Raw genomic sequence first — 18263 nt, 5'->3', positions numbered from 1 at the left:
ATGCCTTTGGTCTCGACGCCGGTGGCGATCAACGACGCCGACTTGGGCAATCCGAGCGAGCGCGCGCGGATCGATGCCTATGTCCGCGCGCATCCTGATGCCACGCCGTTCCACCTGACCGGCTGGAACGTCGCGGTTGCGCTCGCCTGCGGCCAGACCGCGCATTGCCTGATCGCCGAGCACGCCGATGGCACGCTCGCCGGCGTGTTGCCACTGACCGAAATCCGCTCACCGCTGTTCGGCAAGGCTTTGGTCTCGGCCGGGTTCGCCGTCGATGGCGGCATCCTGACGAGCCGCGACGCGATTGCCGACGCTCTCGCCGCGTCGGCCTGGGCGATGGCCGAACGGCTGGGCTGTCCCAGCCTCGAATTGCGCGGCGGGCCGGCGCCGGGCGAGGGATGGATCGTCGACGAGACGACCTATCTCGGTTTCTCGCGTGATCTCGCCAAGGACGACGAAGCCGAACTGCTCGCGATCCCGCGCAAGCAGCGCGCCGACGTCCGCAAGTCGCTCGACGCCGATTTGGACATCGCGATCGGCAGCACGCCGCAAGATCTGGCGATGCATTATGCCGTGTTCTCGGAGTCCGTCCGCAACCTCGGCACGCCCGTATTCCCGGCCAAGCTGTTTCGCGCGGTTGCCACCGAGTTGGGCGAGCATGCCGACGTCGTGACTGTATCCAAAGACGGCAAGCCGCATGCCAGCGTGTTCAGCCTCTACCTCAACGGCACCGTCTATCCGTTCTGGGGCGGCGGCACGCGGGAGGCGAGGGCGCTCAAGGCCAATGACCGGCTTTATTACGAACTGATGCGCCATGCGCGTGGACGCGGGTGCACGCGCTACGATTTTGGCCGCTCGAAAGCGGGGACGGGAGTCGCCGCGTTCAAGAAGAATTGGGGATTCGAGGGCGTCCCGCTACGCTACGCCAAGCGTGTCGCCGCTGGCGAAACGCCGCGCGAGATGAACCCGATGAGCCCGAAATACCGGCTGCAAGTGGCGGTGTGGAAGAAACTGCCCTTGTGGCTCGCCAATGCGATGGGACCGGTGATCGCCAAAGGCCTCGGCTGATGGCGGATATCCTGTTCCTCGCGCATCGATCGCCCTTTCCACCCGATCGCGGCGACAAGATCCGCGCGTTCAACGTGCTCAAGCATTTGGCTGCGAGACATCGCGTGCATCTCGTCGCCTTCGCCGACGATCCCCGTGACCTCAAGGCGAAGAAGGGGCTGGTGCCGTTCACCGCCAGCCGGTCGATCCTGTGGCGCGGCAAGTCGCGACGGCGCGCGCTCGTAGAGGCGCTGGTCCAGCGCAGGCCGGCGTCGCTGACCGCGTTCGACAATCACGCGATGCACGAGGTCGTCGCCGACCTGTTGGAGCGCCGCTCGATCGACACGATCTACGTCTTTTCGGGTCAGATGGCGCAATATGTGCCGGCCAAAACCCGTGCTCGGGTGATCATGGACTTTTGCGACATGGATTCGCTCAAGTTCGCCGATTACGCGAAGGGCTCGCGCGGACCGATGCGCTGGCTGATGCGGCGCGAGGCGAATTTGTTGTTCCAGTTCGAGCGCCAGGTGGCGCGGCGCGTCGATGCCAGCCTGTTCGTCAGCGAGGCGGAGGCCGATCTGTTCCGCAAGCGCACCGGCACCGCCAATGTGCAGGTGGTCGAGAATGGAATCGATACCGACTTCTTCGATCCCGCCGCGTCGTTTCGCCGGATCGATACGACTGGCAAGCTGATCGTGTTCACCGGTCAGATGGACTATCGTCCCAATGTCGAGGCGGTGATCTGGTTCGCCGAAACGGTGCTACCGCATATCCGTGTCGTTCATCCCGATGCGGTCTTCGTCATCGTCGGACGCAACCCGACCGACGCGGTTACCGCATTGACGAAGCAGGATGGCGTGCGGGTGACTGGCGAAGTCGCGGACGTACGGCCGTGGATCGAGGCGGCGGCCTGCGTGGTCGCACCGCTGAAGATCGCGCGCGGTATCCAGAACAAAGTGCTCGAAGCGATGGCGATGGCGCGCCCGGTCGTCGCGAGTAGGCCCGCCGCCGAGGGAATCGACCATGACGGCACGATCCTGAGCGGCGACACCGTGGCGGAAGTTTCGGACGCGGTGAACGGGTTGCTTTCGGACGTACGGGGCGCAGCGGCGATGGGGCGCAAGGCACGCGAGCGGGTCCAGGCGCGCTATGGTTGGAACGCCAGGCTGGCGCCGCTCGATGCCTTGATCGGCTGGGGTGCGAAGGGTGTGCCGCCAAAGGCGAAGGGACGGGCCGCGGCATGACCAGCGTTGCCGGTTCCGCGCCTCGTCCCGATTTCGCCATCGCTCCTGCCTGGCGCCGCCCGGTGGTGGCGCTTGCCGCGGCGATGGCGATGATCTTGCTGATGTTCCGGCGTGACGTTGCGGCATTGGCCGAACTCTATTGGACCAATACTACCTTCGGGCATTGCCTGTTCATCGCTCCGGTGGTCGGCTGGCTGGTATGGATTAGGCGGAGCGAGCTGGCGCAACTGACTCCCCAGGCTTGGGCGCCGGGGCTAGCACTGGTCGCGGCGGGCGGATTCGGCTGGCTGCTCGGCGATGCCGGGGGGGTATCGTTCGCGCGGCATCTCGGCGTGGTGATGATGCTGCAGGGCGCGGTGGTGACGATATTCGGGCCCAATGTCGCGCGCGGGCTGCTCTTTCCGATCGTCTATGCGCTGTTCCTGGTGCCGTTCGGCGAATTCCTCGAGCCGCCGCTCCAGACGATCACCGTATGGCTCACGATGCATCTGCTTCACTTGGTCGGCGTCGCGGCGACGGTCGACGGTGTGCTGATCACCGCCGGCGACAAATATTTCGAAGTGGCGGAGGCGTGCTCCGGCTCCAAGTTCGTGATCGCGATGATCGCTTACGGCGTTCTGGTCGCCAACCTCTGCTATCGCACCTGGCCGCGGCGTATCGCCTTCATGACGATGGCGATCATCGTGCCGGTGCTGGCCAATGGCGTCCGCGCGTTCGGGACGATCTATGCCGCGGTGCTGACCAGCGTCGAACAGGCGACCGGCTACGATCATATTGTGTTCGGCTGGGTGTTCTTCGGGCTGGTGATGGCAGCGGTGCTGGCGATCGGCTGGAAATGGTTCGACCGCGCGCCCGATGCGCCGGCGTTCGATCCGGCGCGGTTGCAAGGCGCGGTCCGCTGGCCGCTCGACACGATCGTCGCGGCGTTGCTGGTGCTCGCTGTCGCGGCCGCATTCCCTGGATGGTCGGCGGCGATCGCCGGTCGCGCGCAGGCATTGCCGCAGCGTATCGACTTGCCGCAGGTCGCCGGCTGGACCCGCGCGCCGGTCAGCACGCGCGCGCCCTGGGCGCCGACCTATCCCGGCGCCGATCATCAATTGTTCGGCCGCTATGTCGATGGGACCGGAAACGCCGTGGACCTGGCCATCGCGGTCTATGGCAGCCAGCATCAGGGCAAGGAGATGGTGGGCTTCGGGATTGGCGTCATGCAACAGGATGACCGCTGGGTGCGCGTCGAGGATCTCGACGATCTCAACGGCGGTACGGTCATGCGCATCACCGCGCCGGGGCCGGTGGAGCGTCAGGTCGCGACGTGGTACCGGATCGGCAATGTCCTCACATCCGACCCCAAAATCGTGAAGCTCGAAACGCTCAAGGCCAAGCTGCTGGGCGGGCCGCAGCGTGCGGTTGCGATCCATGTTTCAGCTGAAACGCTGCCCGGCCACGCCCCGCGCGCGGCGATGGCGAAATTCCTCGGGGCATTGGGGCCGCTCGACGTTTTGGCCGATCGTTCGGCGGGGATGATCCGGTGACAACTCCGGTCATCCCAGCGACAGCTGGGATCTCTAGAGTTATGGCGACATTGCCTGGGACCCCGGCTTGCGCTGGGGTGACGAGCACGAACACGGGGGTTGGTCAATAATATGTGCGGCATCGCCGGGATCTATCATCCCGGAACCCCCAAGCCGGTCGATCGCGCCCGCGTGCTGGCGATGGCCGATGTCCAGGCGCATCGCGGCCCCGATGGCGCCGGCGTGTGGACCGCGTCTGGCGTCGGCTTGTCGCATCGCCGCCTGGCGATCATCGACGTCGCGGGCAGCCCGCAGCCGATGCACGATGGCGACCTGACGGTCACCTATAATGGCGAGATCTACAATTTCGCCGAGGTTCGTGCCGAGCTGCAGGCGATGGGCGCGAAGTTCGTCACCAATGGCGATACCGAAGTGCTGCTCCATGGCTGGCGGCAATGGGGTCCAGCGATGCTCGATCGCCTCAACGGCATGTTCGCCTTCGCGCTGCACGATGCGGGGCGGCAATGCCTGTTCCTGGCGCGCGACCGGCTGGGGGTGAAGCCGCTCCATTACGTCGTGCTCTCGGACGGATCGGTCGCCTTCGCTTCCGAGCTGAAAGGGCTGCTCGCGCATCCGCTGCTCCGCCGCGCGCCCGATCTCGCCGCGATCGAGGATTTCATGGGGCTGGGCTACGTGCCCGACGATGCCAGTATTGTGGCCGGCGTGAAGAAGCTGCCCGCCGCGCATTATCTGATGCTCGAGCGTGGGCGGCCGGTGCCGATGCCGCGCCGCTGGTGGGATCTCGACTTCACCAACCGCGCGAGCGGCTCCCTCAAGGATCTCGAGGCCGAATTGGTCGACCGCATGCGTGCCGCGGTCAAGCTGCGCATGGTGTCCGACGTGCCGCTCGGCGCGTTCCTGTCGGGTGGCGTCGATAGCTCGGCGGTGGTTGCGCTGATGGCCGAATTGTCGAAGGGGGCCGTCAAAACCTGCACGATCGGCTTCCAGGAAGCCGGGCATGACGAGCGCGCTTATGCCGACGCGATCGCCGCGCGCTATCACACCGATCATCGCGAGCGCGTCGTCGCCGCCGACGATTTCGCCTTGATCGACCGGCTGACTAGCGCGTTCGACGAACCCTTCGCCGATGCGTCGGCGCTGGCGACGTTCCGCGTCTGCGAGCTGGCGCGCGAACAGGTGACAGTGGCCTTGTCCGGCGATGGCGCGGATGAGGCGTTTGCGGGCTATCGCCGCTACAAGTTCCAGGCGGCCGAGGAGCGCATCCGTTCGCTCTTGCCGCGCGAGATGTCGGCCAATGTGTTCGGAACACTGGGGCGGCTCTATCCCAAGGCCGATTGGGCGCCGCGCCCGCTGCGCGCCAAGACGACCTTGCTTGCGCTCGCCGAGGATGGCGCAACTGCCTATGCGCGCTCGGTCGGGGTGACTACACCCGGGTTGCGCGAAAAATTGTTCACCGCCGGGGCCTGGCGCCAGCTCGGCGGCCATCGTGCTGAGAATCGCTATATCGCCACGATGCACGACGCGCCGGCGCGCGATGCGCTCGACCGCGCGCAATATGCCGATATCCAGCATTGGCTGACCGGCGACATCCTGACCAAGGTCGACCGCACCAGCATGGCCGTCAGTCTGGAAGCACGCGAACCGCTGCTCGACTATAAGCTGATGGAATTCGCCGCGACTTTGCCGGTGTCGATGCGGTTGCGGCGCGGCCAGGGCAAGTGGCTGATGAAGAAGGCGATGCAGCGCTATCTGCCCGACGACATCCTTTATCGGCCGAAAATGGGATTCGTGACCCCGATCAGCGCGTGGTTCCGCGGCGCGCTGGCCGATCAGGCGGCCGACTTGGCGCGATCGCCGCGGCTGCTGCAATGGTTCGACGGGCCGGTGATCGAGCGCATCGCGGCCGAGCATAAAGCGGGTCGGGCGGAGCACGGCCGGACCTTGTGGCAGCTGGTGACGCTGGATCGCAGCCTCGAGAGGTTGTTCGGCTAATTCCCCTCCCGCTCGCGGGAGGGGCTAGGGAGGGCGTGTCTGAGGGGACGGCGCTCTCAATAACAAGCCCTCCCCCGACCCCGTGCGAGGTGAAGAGCGCCCCGCGCTCTTCAGGCCATGCCGGGGGCATGGCCGACCTCGCACGCGTAAACGGGAGGGGAGAAGAATCTCACCGCAATTTCGCGATCGACAGGCCGTCTTCCTTCGCCCGCTGCTTGACCGACTCCTCACTCCGCGTCAGCGCCTTGGCGATCGCCTTCAGCGCCATGCCCTTCTTGGCCAGCGTGTGGAGTTTTTGGATTTCGTCCTGTCGCCAGGGCTGACGGTGGCGCTCGAATTTCTCAGCCATGGTGCCAGCCGAACACCGCCATCGCGGCATGCAGGGTCAAGGCGATGAGGCACAAGGTCGCCAGCATGAAGATCGTAAAGCGGATTGAGACCTTGTTGACCGTCGCTTGCCACAGGCTGTGCGCGATGCGCAGCGCGACATAGGTCCAGGCGATCCAGGCATTGATCCCGTCTCCGGTGCCGGTGAAGGCGATTACGAACGATACCGCGTAAAAGCACGTCGGTTGCTCGAACAGATGATTGTAATTGTGCGCCTTCCATTGCGCCTGGGGAGGAAGCACGCCGTCGGCGTCGCTACCCTTGCCGCCCTTCAACCTGGTCATGTCGATCCCGGCGGCCTTCATTGCCGGCAACCGCACCGCCATCATCCAGACGAGCATCACCAGCGTCCAGGCGATCAGGACGACGACCGGCTTCAGGATTTCACTGTGCATGAAAAAAGCTTCCCCCGACTTGTATCGGGCGAAGCTGCATCATTTGGCTACATCACACAACGAGTGATCGCCGCTTAACGCGATCCATTGATGGCACCATAGGACGCGAATATCCGCGTCCCGGCCCCATCCTTGCCCTCGACGGAATAGGTAAGCCCGAATTCCTGCGCCTGAGGTCCGAAAAAGCTGCCTGCGAAATTGCCATGGGCATCGCGATCCGTGCTCGACCAAGTGCCTGAGAAGCGGCCGGTCGTGGCATTGATCGTGCCGTTACCGGTCACCGTTCCGAGATCCACGTCGGTATGGGGACTCGGTCCCGAAGTGGTAGCAATCAGGTGCAGCGTGGCGGTCACCGTCTTTCCCGCGAAATCGGCCTGGAAGGTGACGAGCGTCTTCGCCAGCGAGTAATTAGTGACCGTGCCGCCATTCAGAGTAAAGGCGCCAGCATCCATCCCTGCCTTTGGGAAAGCCGCCGTTCCCGACGTCGGCACGTCGAATGCGAACGTCGGTACCCCGGTGATGCAGGCATAGGTAATGGGAGCGCCAGCCTTGCTGGTCTCCAGATAGGAGACGCGGTTGTATGCCATCCGCGTGCCGCTCCAGGTCAGTGCCTCGAGCGTGAGGTCTTCACTGCCCTTTATCCAGACATCAGCATTGGCTGTGGAATTCAGCGCAGAATGGTCGCCGGGGCCGAAGCTGACCGAGATTCCGTCCCCGCTCAGCGCATGGATCTGCGTTGCTGCCGTATAGGTGAATTGCAGGCCGCTGCCGAAATCCGTTGCCGCTCCGACCGTCGGCAGGCCGGCGGGAAATTGTGCCGAAACGCAGCCGGTCGGATAGTTCTGGTCTCCGGTAAGCGCGTCGAATGTCGAATAGCTCGCCGTCGGCGTCGGCGTCGGCGTCGGAGAGGGGGATGGGGACGGAGAGGGCGATGGCGATGGACTGGGCGATGGTGTGGGTGTCCCGGTGCCGGCCGTGCCCGACCCGTCGGAGCCACAGGATACGAGGATCAACGCGCTCGAAAGAGCGAAAAGAATACGCCGCAAGAATCCCCCTATCGATAAACCCCTTAGCCCAGAGAATTACCGACACTGGTCGCTATTCGCAAGCAGCATGTCGGCGGGTAGCGGTGTATCCCTCAGGCGAATAGTTTCGCCCGGCGACACCCGGACTGGTTGCAGCGGGAAGCCGCATCAACCGGTAGAATATTGCAACGGATTGCGCGGCGTTCAGCCCGGCCGTCGGGAATCGAAGGACGCGCGCGCGGCGTCGATACGCTCGAGATTGTCCTTCGCCCAGATCCACACGCCGCAAAACGCTTCGCCGAGCGAGAAGCCGAGATCGGTCAGGCGATACTCGACCCGTGGCGGGATCACCGGATGGACAGTGCGCACGACCAACCCGTCGCGTTCCATCTGGCGCAGCGTCTGGGTCAGCATCTTCTGGCTGATCCCGGGTACCTCACGGCCGACCTGGGTGAATCGCAACTCGCCCCGCTCGGCGAGGACATCGAGGATCAGCATCGTCCATTTGTCCGCCACCCGGCCGATCACCTCGGTGACCAGCGCCTCGACGCGCGGATCTATGTCGGTCGGCCAGGGCAGATGATTGGGGGCAGGGGCGTTCATGCCGTCACTCTCTTTCGGGTAAGTATAAATCTTTTCGGTGCCTTCTTTCATGTGGAGAGTAGGAGCGTACATCGCGGCCATCAACCCCAGGTAGGAGCGATCCGATGAAAAGCAGCGGCAACACCATCCTCATCACCGGCGGCGGGTCGGGCATCGGCGAAGCGCTGGCGCACCGGTTCCACGACGCCGGCAATGTCGTCATCATCGCAGGCCGCCGCCAGGACGCGCTCGACGCGGCGGCGGCGGGCCGGCCGAATATCCATGCGATGACGCTCGATGTCGAAAGCGCCGAGGGCGTAGCCGACTTCGCGGCGCGCGTCCTCGCGAGTTTCCCGGCGCTCAACGTGCTGATCAACAATGCCGGAATCATGCGGTTCGAGGCGCTCGATCATGCCCGTGACCTGTCGGATGCCGAGGCGACGATCACCACCAACCTGCTTGGCCCGATCCGGCTGACCAATGCGCTGATCGATCATCTTGTCGCGCAGCCCGACGCGGCGATCGTCAACGTGACCTCGGGGCTGGCGTTCGTGCCGCTGGTCGATACGCCGACCTACAATGCGACCAAGGCGGCGATCCATTCCTACACCGTCGCGATGCGCGACGCGCTCAACGGCAAGGTCGAGGTGATCGAACTCGCGCCGCCCGCGGTGCAGACGGGGCTGACCCCCGGGCAGGAATCGCGTGAAGGCTATCAACCGCTCGACGAATTCGCCGACGAAGTGATGGCATTGTTCGCCCAGCAGCCCACGCCGCCGGAGATACTGGTCCAGCGCGTGGCCTTCCTTCGCAATGCCGAGCGCGAAGGCCGGTTCGATGAGACTTTCCAACAACTCAACCAGTTCGCCCGCCAGGCGCGCGGCAATCAGAATTAAGGACGCCGACATGCCGTTCGCGAATTTCAAGCTTCCCGAAGCCGCGCTCTCGAAGGCGCAAAAGGCCGACCTCGCACATCGCACGACCGACCTGCTCGTCGAATATTTCGGCGAAGGCGCGCGGGCGCATACGATGGTGCTGATCGAGGAGGTGCGGGATGGCGGCTATACCCGCGCCGACGAGGTGTTCGTCGTGCCCGAGGCTTATCGGGCGAAGGATTGATGCTAATTCCCTCTCCCTCTGGGAGAGGGATGGAGCCGACGTAAGTCGGCGGAAGGGTGAGGGCAGGTGATCCGATCTGTCCTCATCCTTCCCACTCGCTGCGCGAGTGGGCCCCTTCCTTCTCCCACAAGGGGAGAAGGAGAAAAGAAAAGCGGCGCCCGATGGACCGGACGCCGCTTTGTTATCTCGACAGGCTTCAGCGCTTACGCGAAAAGCTTCGCCCAACGACGCTCCGGCCGGTCCTTCCACAAGCCCCGGTGATAGGCGTCGCTCGCCAACAGCGGCATCACCGAGCCGGCTTCGGCGAACACCATCTGCTCGATGCCGGTGTTGACCTTGCCCCAGCTGGCCGCCTCTTGCAGCGTCGAGGACGAGCAGGCGCCGTCGCGCACGTCGGCAACCGTGATCTGCACCGCATATTTGTGCACTTCGACATCCTCGTGGCCGAGGATCTCGGCGCAGACGACGGTGTCCTGGACGAAGTTCTTGGGCACGCCGCCGCCGATCATCAGCAGGCCGGTAGTTCCCGCCTGGATCTTGATCTCGGTAAGCTCGCGGAAATCGGCGATCGCGTCGAGCACCATATACGGCTGCCCCGCCTTGGCGCGGTCGACCTGGTGCTTGACGAGGCCGAAGCCGGCCGACGAGTCGACGAACGCCGGGCAGAAGATCGGCACGTCATGCTCATAGGCGAGCTTGACCAGGCTGTTGTCCTTCTTGCCATGCTCGGCGAGATACTTGCCCATCTCGCGGATGAAGGCGCGGCTCGAATAGGGCTTGGCCTCCAGGCTGTCGGCGATCTTCAGGATCGTGTGGTCGCAATCCTGGAGTTGCTCTTCGTCGATATAGGTGTCGTAGATGCGGTCGATATAGAGCGAGCGCAGCGTATCATCGTCGGGGATTTCAAGCGCTTGATAGTGCTTGTGGCCAAGACCTTCGAAGAAATCCATGTCGACGATCGTCGCGCCGGTCGCGACGACCACGTCGACCATGTTGTTGCGGATCAGCTCAGCATAGAGGTCCATGCAGCCGCCGGCCGAGGTCGAGCCGGCGATGACCAGGACGACGGTGCAATCCTTGTCGGCCAGCATCTGGTTGTAGATCTTGGTCGCGCGGCCGAGGTCGCGGCTGGTGAAGCTCATGTCGGCCATCGCGTCGACGATCGGCCGCGCGTCGAACGATGTGATGTCGATATGCTTGACCGTCGTCGACAGCAATTCCGCCTTGCGGTTGTCGTTGATCGGCGCGTTGGCGGCCGCGGTCTTGGTCAGGGTGTCGCTCATGAATCGGTTCCGTTCTCTCATGCCGCCGTCGTTATGGGGACGCGGAAACCCGTAAAATTCCCCTCCCGCTGGCGGGAGGGGTTAGGGGAGGGCGTATCGGTGGACGGCGCTCTCCATAACAAGCCCTCCCCCGGCCCCTCCCGCAAGCGGGAGGGGAGAGGAAGGCTGTTAGCTTTACGCCGTTACAGCTTTACGACGTTCGACGCGACCTCGCGGTCCTCGCTCAGGTAAAGCGACGCCATCGGCTCGTCGTCGACGATCACCGTCTCGTCCGATCCGAAGCCATTGAACGCGGTCCGCATCGCCGAGCCATAGGCGCCAAGCATCCCGATCTCGAGATAATCGCCCGCGCGCACATCCGCCGGCAGCATGAACGGCCCGCGCATATGGTCGAGATCGTCGCAGGTCGGGCCGTAGAAGCTGTACGCCATGTCCTTGGCGTGGCTGTCGGGCTCGCGCAGCAACGTGACCGGAAACCGCCAGGCGATGTGCGCGGCGTCGAACAGCGCGCCATAGGCACCGTCGTTGATGTACAATTCGTCGCCGCGGCGCTTTTCGACGCGCACGATGATCGAGCTGTACTCGGCGCACAGCGCGCGACCCGGTTCGGCCCAGAGTTCCGCCGAATAGGAAATCGGCAGGCTCTCGAACGCGCGATGGATCGTCTCGAAATAATGTTCGAGCGGCGGGGGCTCCATGCCGGGATAGGTCGACGGAAAGCCGCCACCGACATCGACCACATCGACGGTCACGCCGGCCTCGACGATCGCCTGCCGCACGCGCTCCATCGCCTCGGCATAAGCCGCGGGCGTCATCGCCTGGCTGCCGACATGGAAGCAGATGCCCAAAGCGTCGGCGATCTGCCGCGCCTGGAACAGCAGTTCCTTCGATTCGCCCGGCGCCACGCCGAATTTCGACGCGAGGCTGAGCTTGGAATGCTCTGACGACACGCGCAGGCGGACGCACAACGTCAGGTCGCTCGCGCCGTGCGTGGCGCGGACGATCTTGTCCAGTTCCTCGATCGAATCGAGGCTGAACGTCTTGCAGCCGTGCTTGAAATACGCCTCGTGGATCGCTTCCTCGGCCTTGACCGGGTGCATGAAGCACAGGGTCGCGTCGGGCAACGTGCGCCGCACCAGCCGCACCTCGGCGATCGAGGCGACGTCGTAATGCGTGATGCCGTTGTCCCAGAGGATCTGGATCAACTCGGGCGATGGATTCGCTTTGACGGCATACATCGAGCGGCCCGGAAACTTCTCGACGAAGAATCGGGCGGCGCGGGCTGCCGCATGCGGGCGAATGAGCGTGACCGGAGCAACCGGCCGCTGATCAAGAGCAATTCCGCGGGCGGAATTACCAGGGGCTTTCGCTAGCCCCAGCGCGCTATGATGCTTGTGCAACTCAAGGGACCTCCAAGTGGCTTGCGCCGTACGGTGAAATGCTGCCTTGCGGTTGGAAGTCCCATGGGGCAGCGGGAAGCGGGCAGATAAGGTCCAAAGGTTACCAAGTAAAGACTTTTTGGAACCGAATTTGGTGAGCGGAGGCGAAAAGTGACGATCGTAAGACAGCCGACACGGGCAGGGGTCAGGGACGCAGCGGCGAAGATCACGGCGATCCTGGCGCCATCGCCGCTTTTCACTCACGAAATCAATGGCGTGACGATCGCCTTCAAGGCCGAATCGCTGCAGCCGATCGGCGCGTTCAAGCTGCGCGGCGCGTGGCATCGGCTGACCGCATTGGACGATCATCAGCGCACGAAAGGCGTGGTCGCTTTCTCATCGGGTAATCACGCCCAGGGAGTCGCCTGGGCGGCGAAGCGGTTGGGCATTCCGGCGACGATCGTAATGCCGTCGGATGCACCCAAGGCGAAGCGCGACGGCACGCTCGCGCTGGGGGCGGAAGTCGTTCCCTATGATCGCATGACCGAGGACCGGGTGCGAATCGCCGCCGAGCTGGCCGAAGCGCGCGGCGCGGTGCTGGTGCCGAGCTTCGACGACCCCTGGATCATCGAAGGCCAGGGCAGCGCCGGGATCGAGGCGCGGCGGCAGATGGAGGCGATCGGGCTGGGCGAACCTACGCACGTCGTGATTCCCTGCGGCGGTGGCGGGCTCGCAGCGGGAATCGCGCTTGGCCTGACCGAGGCCAGGATCACCGTGGTCGAGCCCGAAGGCTGGGACGATATGCGCCGCAGTCTGGAGGCGAGCTGGATCGAGCCGGTCGGTCCGAACCCGCCGCCGACCGCCTGTGATGCGCTGCAAACGCCGGTCGTCTCGCCGTTAACCTTCGAAGTACTGGCGCGGCGCGATGCCAAGGGCGTAGCGGTAAGCGAGGCCGAGGTTCGAGCGGCGCAGCGCTGGGCCGCGGCGAAACTGCATCTCGTGGTCGAGCCGGGCGGTGCGGTCGGGTTGGCGGCGCTGCTCGCGGGCAAGGTGGCCGCCGAGGCGGGAATGCTGGTCATCTTGTCGGGCGGCAATGTCGATATCGACGCTTATGCCAGGGCGCTGGCCCCCGAACCGGCCGAGGCGCCGGCTTTCCCGGCGCTGAGCGAAAGCGAGTCCTGAACGCGATGCTGGAGATGATTTATGCCGTAGCGATGATCGCGGCGGCGATCCTCGTCTATTTCGGGGCGCGGCTGTGCCGCCGGCCGGATACGCGGCTCAAGGGCGTATTGATGGTCGTCATGGCCGCTGTCCTCGTCGGGAACGTGCTCATCGCGACGACGCTATAGAGCGCGTCTGAGACGGACAACGCTCAAGCCGAGCCAAGCCAAGCGAGCTGGGTCGCAAGCTCAGCCGACTTCCCGCCTGAGTGCATCGATCATGCCCGGAACCGCGGTCAGCCGCGCTTCCTCCTCGTCCAGGATTGCGTGGAACGCATTGCGCTTGATCGTCGCGACGCGCCCGGGCTTCATCCGCACCCGCGGCGGGAGCGCCGACACGATGATGTCGATCATCCGTTCGGCGCCGTGCAGGCGGCCCCAGAGATAGTCGTTCTCGCGATAGGCGCGGCTGAAGAACGCGCCGAAGCTGTTGAACTGGATGCCTTTCAACGTCGCTTCGGCGCCGCCGGTGCGAATCGCTGTGGCGTCTTCCGGTGCGATGCGGTCGACCTTGATCGGGTCGAATTCGTCGAGCCCTTCGCCCTGGAGCAGCGGCAAGGTGGCGACGTCGAAAAACGGAAAGCCGAGATAACTGAGCAAGAGCGGTCGCTTCACATCCTTCGCCATGCCGGCAAAGGCGTCGGCGAGCTTGGCGTCGGTGTCGTCGTCGAGTTCTTTAAGGTTGAGCGATGCCGCCAGCTTTTCGAGCAATGGCGCGGCGTCATTGTACAAACTGCGCACATCGCGGCGCAAGGCGAGATGGGTGTCCGTCCGCTTGGCCTCGAGATAAGCGGCCAGCGCATCGTAGATCGCATCGCGTGCGGCGGTGAGCTGCTCCTCTGACAGAACGTCTTCCAGCTCGGCGAGCCGGCGGGCGACTAGCCGCAGCCTGCGGATACGGAAGCCGAGGTCGAACGAGCGCAGGAACAGGATCGCCGATTCGCTAGCCTTGCCGGCGAAGGTCAGTCCGCCGTCGCTGGCCTGCACCGCGGCTTCGACGGCCTGGCGGATGCGCGTCAGTCGATCGGCCCCGGGCTCTCCGCCGACCGCTTGGAGCAGGTTACTGATCAGGTCGATGACGCCCGCCACCTTGAGATGACCGTAGGCCGCATTAGCGTAGCCCGATTTCGCCGCGGCGGCATTCTGCGCCTTGGCGCGCCAGTTCTTGAGTCGGGTCGCGGTCGGCGAGTCCATGAACAACGTATAGTCGAACAGGCTTTCGATCTGCGTCTCGACCTCCGGTCGGATCGATCGCGTGATCGCGCGCATATTCTCGATCCGCTGGCTGCGTTCCTGGATTTCCTCGAGATTGTCGCGGATCGGTTGCTGCCGGGGGATTTCGGAGATCGCGCCGATGATCGTCTGGAAAAAGCCCGGCGAGGGCGCCGCGGTCGTGCCGAAATGGAAACCGGCGCCGGGCGAGGGGTCGATATAGATGAACCGCCGGTCGATCTCGCGCCGCGCCGGGCGTTCGCGCAGCGCGTCGATCGCCGGTCGGAACGGCGCGTTGACCAGCACTGACCCGTCGATCAGCACGGCGCTGTCGATCGCATTCACGGCATATTGCCGCGGCAACGCGCGTTCGAGGAATGTTTCGCGCGTCGGCCATGTCATTTCCCTATCGGCCAGCACCTTGTCGAGCTCGGCAACGGTGAAGGGCGGGAACGCGCCGGGAAAGCTCGACGTGGCGCGTGCCGCGAAGACGAGCTCGGCGGGATCGGCGAACCAGCCCGTGCCATGGTCGGTGAACGGGATGACCAGGCGATGCTCGGTTTCCAGCACTTCGGGCGGGGAATTGAGTTCGAGCCGTTCGGGATGGCCGCGGAAATCGGTGACGGTGACGAACAGGTCGAGCGGTTGCCCAGCGGGGAGCAATCGCCCGTCGCCGCCGCCCGCGGCCATCGCCGCCAGCGCGTCGAGCACCAGATTGGTGAAACGCTCTCCCCCGAACGGCGGCTCGAACCAGCGCGAGCGGACGAAATGCGACAATTTCCGCTCGACCTCGGCGCGTGCTCCGGCCTCGACCAATTCGTCGACCCGCACCGCGCCGCGCCGTTGCGCCATCCAGGCGATCGGCAATGCCCAGGCCTTGGCGAACCGATGCGACGGGGCTGCCTTCGGATCGAGCAACGCTTCGATATCGGCGACGTCGAGCCACAATTGGGTCAAGGGCTCCAGGCTCTGCCCGGTCGCAATCGCCTGCGCCAGGAACACGCCGTTGATCCCGCCCGCGCTGGCGCCCGCGATGATATCCGGCAGCACGCGCAGCCGCACCTCGGCTTCCTTCTCGATCTCGCTCAACAGGCCGCAATAAATGTGTTCGGTCGACTCGACACTTGGCGCCTGCCCGGAATGATAAGCGCGGCTGGCGCGGGCCAGGCGCCAGATCTCCTTGGTGATGCCGTGCATATAGACCGCCAGGCTGATCCCGCCGTAGCAGACCAGCGCCATGCGCAGTTCCTTTTCGCGCGTCATGCCGTCGCGACCTTGGCCCAGATCGGCAGATGGTCGGATGCCCAGCGCGATGCGTGGCTGACATGCACACCGCAATCGGTGATCGCGAGGTCGGGCGAGGCCATGATGCGGTCGAGCCGCCCGACCGGTCGTCGCGCGTGAAAGCTCGGTCCGGTCGCCGCGAAGTGGAAGCGCGCGCCGAAGTCCTTGAGACAACCCGAGGCGCGGGTCCATTCGTTGAGGTCGCCCATCATTACCGTCGGCAATTGCTGCGTGCTGGCGTCGAGATGCGCCAGGATCGCGTCGGCCTGGCGCCGCCGCATCAGTCCCGACAGATCGAGATGCATGCCCACCACGCGGATCGCCTGGCCGCGGATGCGCAGATCGGCCATCACCGCGCCGCGCGGCTCCAGCGTCGGCAAATGGATCGCCTCGCAATCGACCACTTGCACGTCGCGCCGGACCAGCAGGACATTGCCATGCCATCCGCTCGACAACGGCCGCGATCCGAATGGCAGCGCCTTCCACGCGCCGTGATCGGACAAATGATCGGGTCCCAGGATCGCCGCGCGCCGGCCGAACCGGCGATCTGCCTCTTGCAAGGCGATCACATCGGCATCGATTTCGTGCAGCACCGCCATGATCCGCTCCGGGCTGCGGATGCGATCGGTGCCGACCCCTTTGCGGATATTGTAGCTCGCGACCTTGATCATTGAGGTTCCGCAACGCCCCTGACATGGTGCGAGTTGCAGCGGACTAGCCCAATTGACCGGTGCGTGTCATCCCGAAGGCGTCATGATCGACCAGAGCTCCGCCAATTCGATCGCCGATGTCGCCCGCGTCCGCGCGCTGCTGATCGAGGCGGCGAAGGCGGGCGAGGCGATCAGCTATTCGCACCTGCTGGCACAATTGGGGCATCGTTTCACCCGGCCCAAGATGCGCGCGGTGTGCAAGACGCTCGACATGATCGATGAGGCCGCCATCGCTGCGGGCGAACCAGAACTCGCGGTGCTGGTGGTGCGGGAGTCGGACGGTCTGCCCGGGCAGGGCTGGTGGAGCGGGGCGAGGGCGTTCGTGTTGGGGTATGACGGTCTATGGACGGGGCCGGCGGCGATAAAGGTAGTCCGCGAGCAGCAACAGATCGCGTTCGACTATTGGCGGGCAGATTGATCTGAGGGGACGCCGGGCTGGGCGTGATCAGAAGCGGCCCATGCATCGTTGTAATTTCTCCACGCTCCACCCGCGCGGGCGTGCCGGTTGAGTGATGCACCTGGTGGAGTGGACCAGAAAGATTTCCGGCAACCGGCACTTCGATCCGATTGCATGTCCGATCACATGTGCCGCGATGATGCTCTCGGAGATGTACGGATGAACATTCGCGCCCCACTGGCCTTCGGTTTAGCCTTGACCCTCGCGTTCGGTCTACCGGTCGGCATCGGCCGCGCCGCCGACACCAATGCTGTGCCTCAGATGCTGCATGACGGGGCGCATGATTTCGATTTCGCGCGCGGCGTCTGGCACACGCACATCACCCGCGTGCTCGATCCGTTCGACGGCGGAACCCATATCACCACTTCCGACGGCACCAAGACCGCTACGCCGATCTGGGGTGGCCGCGGCTGGATCGAGGAGCTCGATGTCGATGGCCAGGACGGACATTGGCAAGGAGCGACGGTCTTTCTCTACAACGCGAAGGCCCGCCAATGGAGCCAGTCATATATCGACAGCGAAACCGGCGAGGTAGACTCGCCAGGCATTGGTGAATTCAAGGACGGGCGGGGTGAGTTTTACGCGACCCAGAAATACAAGGGGCGCAGCGTCATGGTGCGTGGGGTTTGGTCGGACATCACGGCAGATTCGCACCGCTATGAAATCTTTTACTCGCAGGACGGCGGGCGCACTTGGGCTGCCGTCTTCAAGGCCTATCTGACCCGCGTGAAGTAGGTCGACTGGGGTTTACGGGGACGGGCGCATCAACCCCGAAGCTAAATTCCGGAGTTGTTGCAGCGGTCACCATAATTCCATGGCCGCCGATCCGAGCCACCGTTCCTTGTGATCAACGACGCCCGGAGGGCTGGGGTTCGCTACGCTCTATCCAATGTTGCCGTGCTGCTCACTGCTTTCCTGACCAACGCGACGAAGCTCTTTCCGTGGCGTACCAACTGAGCCTTGTCGAAGCACGCCTTGGCGCCGCGCTCGATCGCCTCGGTCTCGGCGGCCGATCCCCATGTTGTGTGCGACGATACCACAAGTACGGGTGCGTGCGGATGGCCAGCCAGCTCATCGAGGAAGGTGAAGCCGTCAACACCTGGCATAGCAAGGTCAAGTATGATGACGCTCGGCACGAACTTCTCGATCATCTCTCGCGCCGCAACCACGCTATCGGCGGATCCCACGACCCGGAAATCTTTCTCGCCTTCCAGTAATTGCTCGATGATCGCCCTCACAGTGAGCGAGTCGTCGATGACAAGTACATTGAACATGACCTTCTCCCTTGACCGGCATGGAAGGGACAACGCTTTAGTTCGGAATGAGTGGCACACTGTCGCGCCTTCTGCGGCATCTGCCGTGGGGGTACGGTGATGGATCGACCGAAAACTATTC

At 64.4% G+C, this 18263-nt stretch carries 19 protein-coding genes; 10 read left to right on the top strand and 9 right to left on the bottom strand.

Going from position 1 to position 18263, the window contains the following annotated elements; translation table 11 throughout:
* The 4 genes from AC1DSD_RS06590 (at position 1) to AC1DSD_RS06575 (ending at position 5815) form a co-directional block, all read left to right on the top strand.
* The gene (locus AC1DSD_RS06590; RefSeq protein ID WP_478029528.1) at positions 1 to 1068 is read left to right on the top strand and encodes a FemAB family XrtA/PEP-CTERM system-associated protein; all 1068 of its coding nucleotides are present in this window, start codon (positions 1 to 3) and stop codon (positions 1066 to 1068) included.
* A complete protein-coding gene (locus tag AC1DSD_RS06585) occupies positions 1068 to 2291 on the top strand; it encodes a TIGR03087 family PEP-CTERM/XrtA system glycosyltransferase (protein WP_478029143.1) in 1224 nt (407 codons plus the stop codon). The genes AC1DSD_RS06590 and AC1DSD_RS06585 overlap by 1 nt, the downstream gene beginning before the upstream one ends.
* Positions 2288 to 3823, top strand: a complete 1536-nt coding sequence (gene xrtA, locus AC1DSD_RS06580) for an exosortase A (RefSeq protein ID WP_478029142.1) — start codon at positions 2288 to 2290, stop codon at positions 3821 to 3823. The genes AC1DSD_RS06585 and xrtA overlap by 4 nt, the downstream gene beginning before the upstream one ends.
* 111 nt (positions 3824 to 3934) lie before the next feature.
* Positions 3935 to 5815 carry an XrtA/PEP-CTERM system amidotransferase gene (locus AC1DSD_RS06575; protein WP_478029527.1) on the top strand — a complete coding sequence of 627 codons (1881 nt, stop codon included), beginning with the start codon at positions 3935 to 3937 and terminating at the stop codon, positions 5813 to 5815.
* A 169-nt stretch (positions 5816 to 5984) separates the two neighbouring features.
* On the opposite strand, the gene AC1DSD_RS06570 is transcribed toward AC1DSD_RS06575, so the two are convergent.
* The 4 genes from AC1DSD_RS06570 to AC1DSD_RS06555 all read right to left on the bottom strand — a co-directional run bounded on the left by AC1DSD_RS06570 (position 5985) and on the right by AC1DSD_RS06555 (position 8225).
* Positions 5985 to 6164, bottom strand: a complete 180-nt coding sequence (locus AC1DSD_RS06570; protein WP_066820566.1) for a hypothetical protein — start codon at positions 6162 to 6164, stop codon at positions 5985 to 5987.
* On the bottom strand, positions 6157 to 6597 hold the full coding sequence (locus AC1DSD_RS06565) for an MAPEG family protein (RefSeq protein WP_478029141.1): 441 nt from the start codon (positions 6595 to 6597) through the stop codon (positions 6157 to 6159). The genes AC1DSD_RS06570 and AC1DSD_RS06565 overlap by 8 nt, the downstream gene beginning before the upstream one ends.
* A 74-nt stretch (positions 6598 to 6671) precedes the next feature.
* On the bottom strand, positions 6672 to 7643 hold the full coding sequence (locus AC1DSD_RS06560; RefSeq protein WP_478029140.1) for a transferrin-binding protein-like solute binding protein: 972 nt from the start codon (positions 7641 to 7643) through the stop codon (positions 6672 to 6674).
* 183 nt (positions 7644 to 7826) lie between these two features.
* Positions 7827 to 8225 carry a winged helix-turn-helix transcriptional regulator gene (locus tag AC1DSD_RS06555; RefSeq protein WP_478029139.1) on the bottom strand — a complete coding sequence of 133 codons (399 nt, stop codon included), beginning with the start codon at positions 8223 to 8225 and terminating at the stop codon, positions 7827 to 7829.
* A gap of 104 nt (positions 8226 to 8329) precedes the next feature.
* On the opposite strand from AC1DSD_RS06555, the gene AC1DSD_RS06550 reads away from it, so the two are divergent.
* Both AC1DSD_RS06550 and AC1DSD_RS06545 read left to right on the top strand, forming a co-directional pair.
* Positions 8330 to 9100: an SDR family oxidoreductase gene (locus AC1DSD_RS06550; RefSeq protein WP_478029138.1), complete on the top strand. Its 771-nt coding sequence runs from the start codon at positions 8330 to 8332 to the stop codon at positions 9098 to 9100.
* Positions 9101 to 9110: 10 nt separating this feature from the next.
* Complete coding sequence (locus tag AC1DSD_RS06545) at positions 9111 to 9323, top strand: tautomerase family protein (protein ID WP_478029137.1); 213 nt, start codon at positions 9111 to 9113, stop codon at positions 9321 to 9323.
* Between the two features lie 203 nt (positions 9324 to 9526).
* Here the strand turns inward: AC1DSD_RS06545 and AC1DSD_RS06540 are convergent, their stop codons facing one another.
* Positions 9527 to 10606, bottom strand: a complete 1080-nt coding sequence (locus tag AC1DSD_RS06540) for a 1,9-bis(guanidino)-5-aza-nonane synthase (RefSeq protein ID WP_478029136.1) — start codon at positions 10604 to 10606, stop codon at positions 9527 to 9529.
* 182 nt (positions 10607 to 10788) lie between these two features.
* Positions 10789 to 12006, bottom strand: a complete 1218-nt coding sequence (locus tag AC1DSD_RS06535; RefSeq protein ID WP_478029135.1) for a type III PLP-dependent enzyme domain-containing protein — start codon at positions 12004 to 12006, stop codon at positions 10789 to 10791.
* 150 nt (positions 12007 to 12156) lie between these two features.
* Between AC1DSD_RS06535 and AC1DSD_RS06530 the strand changes: the two genes are divergently transcribed.
* Together AC1DSD_RS06530 and AC1DSD_RS06525 are read left to right on the top strand one after the other, a co-directional pair.
* Positions 12157 to 13167, top strand: a complete 1011-nt coding sequence (locus AC1DSD_RS06530; RefSeq protein WP_478029134.1) for a threonine ammonia-lyase — start codon at positions 12157 to 12159, stop codon at positions 13165 to 13167.
* 5 nt (positions 13168 to 13172) lie between these two features.
* On the top strand, positions 13173 to 13334 hold the full coding sequence (locus AC1DSD_RS06525) for a hypothetical protein (protein ID WP_478029133.1): 162 nt from the start codon (positions 13173 to 13175) through the stop codon (positions 13332 to 13334).
* Positions 13335 to 13394: 60 nt separating this feature from the next.
* Here AC1DSD_RS06525 and AC1DSD_RS06520 read toward each other — a convergent pair whose 3' ends face one another.
* Together AC1DSD_RS06520 and AC1DSD_RS06515 are read right to left on the bottom strand one after the other, a co-directional pair.
* Positions 13395 to 15680: a patatin-like protein gene (locus AC1DSD_RS06520; protein ID WP_478029132.1), complete on the bottom strand. Its 2286-nt coding sequence runs from the start codon at positions 15678 to 15680 to the stop codon at positions 13395 to 13397.
* Complete coding sequence (locus AC1DSD_RS06515; protein ID WP_478029131.1) at positions 15677 to 16372, bottom strand: endonuclease/exonuclease/phosphatase family protein; 696 nt, start codon at positions 16370 to 16372, stop codon at positions 15677 to 15679. Before AC1DSD_RS06515 ends, AC1DSD_RS06520 begins: the two co-directional genes overlap by 4 nt.
* Before the next feature lie 82 nt (positions 16373 to 16454).
* Between AC1DSD_RS06515 and AC1DSD_RS06510 the strand changes: the two genes are divergently transcribed.
* Positions 16455 to 16829 (top strand): ribose-phosphate pyrophosphokinase, encoded by a 375-nt coding sequence (locus AC1DSD_RS06510; RefSeq protein ID WP_478029130.1) that lies wholly within the window; start codon positions 16455 to 16457, stop codon positions 16827 to 16829.
* Between the two features lie 198 nt (positions 16830 to 17027).
* Positions 17028 to 17603: a hypothetical protein gene (locus tag AC1DSD_RS06505; RefSeq protein WP_478029129.1), complete on the top strand. Its 576-nt coding sequence runs from the start codon at positions 17028 to 17030 to the stop codon at positions 17601 to 17603.
* 140 nt (positions 17604 to 17743) lie between these two features.
* On the opposite strand, the gene AC1DSD_RS06500 is transcribed toward AC1DSD_RS06505, so the two are convergent.
* Positions 17744 to 18142 (bottom strand): response regulator, encoded by a 399-nt coding sequence (locus AC1DSD_RS06500; protein ID WP_478029128.1) that lies wholly within the window; start codon positions 18140 to 18142, stop codon positions 17744 to 17746.
* Positions 18143 to 18263: the final 121 nt, after the last annotated feature.

The organism is Sphingomonas sp. P4_D12, from assembly GCF_056401895.1.
This window is presented reverse-complemented; position numbering and strand designations above follow the sequence as displayed.

What these genes read in the sequence shown, in the direction of transcription:
- AC1DSD_RS06590 (WP_478029528.1), top strand. Translation starts at nt 1, where the DNA reads ATGCCTTTGGTCTCGACGCCGGTGGCGATCAACGACGCCGACTTGGGC.
- AC1DSD_RS06585 (WP_478029143.1), top strand. Translation starts at nt 1,068, where the DNA reads ATGGCGGATATCCTGTTCCTCGCGCATCGATCGCCCTTTCCACCCGAT.
- xrtA (WP_478029142.1), top strand. Translation starts at nt 2,288, where the DNA reads ATGACCAGCGTTGCCGGTTCCGCGCCTCGTCCCGATTTCGCCATCGCT.
- AC1DSD_RS06575 (WP_478029527.1), top strand. Translation starts at nt 3,935, where the DNA reads ATGTGCGGCATCGCCGGGATCTATCATCCCGGAACCCCCAAGCCGGTC.
- AC1DSD_RS06570 (WP_066820566.1), bottom strand. Translation starts at nt 6,164, where the DNA reads ATGGCTGAGAAATTCGAGCGCCACCGTCAGCCCTGGCGACAGGACGAA.
- AC1DSD_RS06565 (WP_478029141.1), bottom strand. Translation starts at nt 6,597, where the DNA reads ATGCACAGTGAAATCCTGAAGCCGGTCGTCGTCCTGATCGCCTGGACG.
- AC1DSD_RS06555 (WP_478029139.1), bottom strand. Translation starts at nt 8,225, where the DNA reads ATGAACGCCCCTGCCCCCAATCATCTGCCCTGGCCGACCGACATAGAT.
- AC1DSD_RS06550 (WP_478029138.1), top strand. Translation starts at nt 8,330, where the DNA reads ATGAAAAGCAGCGGCAACACCATCCTCATCACCGGCGGCGGGTCGGGC.
- AC1DSD_RS06545 (WP_478029137.1), top strand. Translation starts at nt 9,111, where the DNA reads ATGCCGTTCGCGAATTTCAAGCTTCCCGAAGCCGCGCTCTCGAAGGCG.
- AC1DSD_RS06540 (WP_478029136.1), bottom strand. Translation starts at nt 10,606, where the DNA reads ATGAGCGACACCCTGACCAAGACCGCGGCCGCCAACGCGCCGATCAAC.
- AC1DSD_RS06525 (WP_478029133.1), top strand. Translation starts at nt 13,173, where the DNA reads ATGCTGGAGATGATTTATGCCGTAGCGATGATCGCGGCGGCGATCCTC.
- AC1DSD_RS06520 (WP_478029132.1), bottom strand. Translation starts at nt 15,680, where the DNA reads ATGACGCGCGAAAAGGAACTGCGCATGGCGCTGGTCTGCTACGGCGGG.
- AC1DSD_RS06515 (WP_478029131.1), bottom strand. Translation starts at nt 16,372, where the DNA reads ATGATCAAGGTCGCGAGCTACAATATCCGCAAAGGGGTCGGCACCGAT.
- AC1DSD_RS06510 (WP_478029130.1), top strand. Translation starts at nt 16,455, where the DNA reads ATGATCGACCAGAGCTCCGCCAATTCGATCGCCGATGTCGCCCGCGTC.
- AC1DSD_RS06505 (WP_478029129.1), top strand. Translation starts at nt 17,028, where the DNA reads ATGAACATTCGCGCCCCACTGGCCTTCGGTTTAGCCTTGACCCTCGCG.
- AC1DSD_RS06500 (WP_478029128.1), bottom strand. Translation starts at nt 18,142, where the DNA reads ATGTTCAATGTACTTGTCATCGACGACTCGCTCACTGTGAGGGCGATC.